The sequence below is a fragment of the Pseudoalteromonas sp. BSi20311 genome, from assembly GCF_000239875.1.
In the GTDB taxonomy this organism is placed as follows: domain Bacteria; phylum Pseudomonadota; class Gammaproteobacteria; order Enterobacterales; family Alteromonadaceae; genus Pseudoalteromonas.
The window spans coordinates 1-3733 of sequence record NZ_BADU01000126.1 but is presented as its reverse complement, the minus strand read 5'-3'; the positions used below and the strand labels follow the sequence as shown (position 1 = coordinate 3733).

The window sequence follows — 3733 nt, the reverse complement described above, 5'->3', positions numbered from 1 at the left end:
TTAGTTCAATACCGAAAATTTCAACAACAGTATTTTCATTTATTTTTATATTTTCAACCCTTATTAAAAGCGAGACAAAGTATTATTCATATCAGTGTTGAGAAATTTTAGAAGGCAGTCTTCTGCTTTTGAGAGTAAAACTGCTAATATCAGGTTTAGATTTTCAAGGAGGTCAGACTTCAATAGAGAAATTAACTGTCTATAGTTCTCACAGCCACAAAAGTATAGAACTACATTTATTGGGCTTGCCCAAGCGGAATAGATAAATTTTCGAAAGCCTTTTTGCTTGCCTTTTAACATTGTTAAGCAAGTCTTCATTTTTAAGCGACATGTATTCACCAATACAAAAATACGCAACAAAAAGCCCACGCTCTTTTTGTCGAGTAAATTTTATTGGTACACATTCGCTACGCGAATTTACTATCTATTCAAAGTATATCCGTTTCTTCATATTAGTGTGAGCTGGACTCTTTGATGCGGCCTAACATCACATGCTCTAGCACACAAAGCCTTGCCTATTATTACAATAAATTTCACTTTTGATAATATGAAAAGCAGTTTATAGTACGTTTACTACCTAATACCTTTTCAATTCTGCACTATAAATACAAACTAATTTAAAGGCAGTATAAATGACTAAAAACAATCCGCCATTAACCATTGGCCGACTCGCAAAAGCCGCTGAAGTCAATATTGAGACAATAAGACATTATCAACGCAAAGGTTTAATAGTGGAGCCTGAAAAGCCGTTAGGCGGTTTTCGTCATTACCCAGATACAAGTGTAGATCGAATTCGATTTGTAAAGCGTGCTCAGCAACTTGGTTTTTCGTTAGAGGAAATAAAGCAATTGCTAACCTTAGGCGATCAACATTGTGGTGATGTTCAAACTTTAGCGCAAGAAAAGCGAGATAAAATCCAACAACAAATCGCTGGATTACTGACTATTCAAATAGCATTAGACGATTTAATATCAACTTGTCATACTGATGATACTACTCACTGTGGCTTCATCGATGGATTATCTCAAAAAGGCTTTTTAGAAAAATAACACTTCTACCTCTCTCAAAAAATGATTTATTAACCTCTTGACTCTGTGCTACACCCCAGAGTGTAAACTATCTTATATTAGCCTTATATGAGATTGAATTATGTCGAATTCTCCTACTCAAAATCGTTCTTTACTATTAGCAATTGTCGCTGGTTTAGGCGCGTCAGCATGTTGTATTGGACCACTGCTATTGCTGTCACTTGGCATAGGCGGTGCATGGGTAGGTAACCTCACTGCAATGGAACCTTATAGCGGGTATTTTACCGCAATTACCCTCATTTTTTTAGGCGTAGTTTTTTATAAATTATATATCGCTCCTCAAAAGTGTGAGGAGGGTTCAGTTTGCGAAAACCCTAAAGTATTAAGAAATCAGCGCATTATATTTTGGCTTGTAAGCATAATTCTTATAGTGATGATGAGCTTTCCCTATTACGCAGATTACATTATTACTTAATAGCAATTGATTAACAAAAACTGACTGATGAAAATACGATTTAACAAATCCAGTTAACTTAGAACAGATATTAAAAAAAGGCAAAACAATGAAAAAATTAATTACCGTTTCAATACTATTAAGCTCAATGCTTATGTTTGGCAACACGCTAGCCATGCAACATTCTGAAGTAACCAGTAATGTTGCTACTCAAGAGGTAACTACTAAAGTTTTCTCGATTGAGAAAATGACCTGCAAGATGTGTCATATAACTGTGCGTAAGGCGATGGAGAAAGTAGATGGCGTTGTAAAAGCTACAGTTGATTATGATGCAAAAACAGCAACAGTTTTATTTGATCCGAACAAGACCAGCATTGAAGCGATTGCATTAGCGTCTACAAATATTGGCTACCCAGCAAAAGTAAAAACTACCAAGTAAGATTTAGCATAAGACTGCTTGTTGATTAGTTTAGCCATAACAAATGCACCAAACATTAATAGCAGCAAAATTTTAAGGAATTATTATGACTTCGGATCAATGTTCAACAAGCTGTTGCTCTCTGAGTGAAAGCGACCAGCTACATGTTGCAATTATTGGTAGTGGCTCTGGTGCCTTTGCTTGTGCAATCAAAGCAGCAGAAAATGGTGCTAGAGTCACAATTATTGAAGGATCAGATGTTATTGGCGGCTGTTGTGTCAACGTAGGATGCGTTCCATCAAAAATTTTAATTCGTGCAGCACAATTAGCGCACCAACAACGAAGAAACCCTTTTGATGGGCTTGAGAATAATAATCCTCAAATAAGCCGTGCTCTGCTAGCCCATCAACAAAAGTCTCGTGTTGAAGAGCTACGCGAAGCTAAATATGAAAGTATTCTAAAGAAAAACCCTGCATTATCTTTGATTAAAGGTTATGCGCGTTTTAAAAACGAAAGTACATTGATTATCCAAAAATCAGATGGCACTAATGAAGAGCTACTCGCAGATCGGATATTGATAGCCACTGGCTCAACTCCGTCAATTCCGCCAATTAAGGGATTAGAAGATACCCCTTACTGGACATCAACAGAAGCACTATTTGAACAAGAGTTACCCGAAAGCTTAATAGTCATCGGTTCTTCAGTTGTTGCGCTAGAAATAGCTCAAGCCTATGCTCGTTTAGGGACCTGTGTAACTGTATTAGCACGACATACATTATTGTATTCAGAAGATCCGCTATTAGGTGAAAAGCTTAAAGAGTGCTTTGAAAATGAAGGTATCAAAATCCTAGATAATACGCAGGCTAATAATGTAAGCCATGATGGAAGTCTATTCTCATTAGGTACTAATGAGGGAACATTAACAGCCAGAAAATTACTAATATCCACAGGTCGATTTGCTAATACAGGTAAACTTGGCTTGGAAAGTATAGGTGTTGAAACAGAAATGAATGGAGCGATCAAAGTCAATGAACGCATGGAGACATCAATAGCGAATATCTATGCAGCAGGTGATTGCTCTAACATGCCTCAATTTGTTTATGTAGCAGCGGCAGCAGGAAGTAGAGCAGGAATAAATATGACAGGTGGTGATGCTATACTTGATTTATCTACCATGCCTGTCGTGGTATTCACTGACCCACAAGTTGCAACGGTAGGTTTATCAGAAGAGCAAGCTATATCTAAAGGTCTTGATGTTGTTAGTCGAGTTTTGGATATGGAAAATGTGCCAAGGGCATTAGCTAACTTTGAAACTGATGGCTTTATTAAGTTAGTAGCGGAGAGTAAAAGTGAGCGCATTATTGGGGCACAGATATTATCTCATGAGGGTGGAGAGTTAATTCAAAGTGCAGCATTAGCTATTAGCAACCAAATGACCGTTACTGATTTAGCAAACCAATTATTTCCATACCTAACGATGGTTGAAGGGTTAAAACTGTGTGCTCAAACCTTTAATAAAGATGTAACTGAGCTTTCATGTTGTGCAGGTTAATCAAAACAATATGGAAGAAGTTCGCCCTCTACTGTTTGAATCGCCCCGTGTTTGCCAGAGACTCAATAACTTGAGAAACTGGAACTATGAAAAAATCAAATCGCTATACATCAGAATTTCGTGAACGTGCAATTAGGCTTGTTACCACACAACAGCATGAATACCCTTCTCTTTGGGCTGCGCTAGTATCGATTTCAGATAAACTGGGATGTACCCCAGAAACACTTAGAGCATGGGTCAAGAAATCTCAAGCTCAACCGTCTAAACCCTCTTCTAATACG

Annotated in this window: 5 protein-coding genes; all 5 read left to right on the top strand. The window is 37.4% G+C overall.

Features of this window, described 5'->3' with window-relative positions:
- Positions 1-632 precede the first annotated feature (632 nt).
- Positions 633-1049: a MerR family DNA-binding protein gene (locus tag P20311_RS13330; RefSeq protein ID WP_008113688.1), complete on the top strand. Its 417-nt coding sequence runs from the start codon at positions 633-635 to the stop codon at positions 1047-1049.
- Positions 1050-1149: 100 nt separating this feature from the next.
- A complete protein-coding gene (locus P20311_RS13325; protein WP_024600839.1) occupies positions 1150-1503 on the top strand; it encodes a mercuric transporter MerT family protein in 354 nt (117 codons plus the stop codon).
- A gap of 88 nt (positions 1504-1591) precedes the next feature.
- Positions 1592-1921, top strand: coding sequence for a heavy-metal-associated domain-containing protein (locus P20311_RS13320; protein WP_008113685.1), 330 nt, complete (start codon positions 1592-1594; stop codon positions 1919-1921).
- Between the two features lie 85 nt (positions 1922-2006).
- Positions 2007-3452, top strand: coding sequence for a mercury(II) reductase (gene merA / locus P20311_RS13315; protein WP_008113684.1), 1446 nt, complete (start codon positions 2007-2009; stop codon positions 3450-3452).
- Positions 3453-3538: 86 nt separating this feature from the next.
- Positions 3539-3733, top strand: a 195-nt coding sequence (locus tag P20311_RS18725; protein WP_138922260.1) for a transposase, incomplete at its 3' end; no start/stop codon positions are given.

What these genes read in the sequence shown, in the direction of transcription:
- merA (WP_008113684.1), top strand. Translation starts at nt 2,007, where the DNA reads ATGACTTCGGATCAATGTTCAACAAGCTGTTGCTCTCTGAGTGAAAGC.
- P20311_RS13325 (WP_024600839.1), top strand. Translation starts at nt 1,150, where the DNA reads ATGTCGAATTCTCCTACTCAAAATCGTTCTTTACTATTAGCAATTGTC.
- P20311_RS13320 (WP_008113685.1), top strand. Translation starts at nt 1,592, where the DNA reads ATGAAAAAATTAATTACCGTTTCAATACTATTAAGCTCAATGCTTATG.
- P20311_RS13330 (WP_008113688.1), top strand. Translation starts at nt 633, where the DNA reads ATGACTAAAAACAATCCGCCATTAACCATTGGCCGACTCGCAAAAGCC.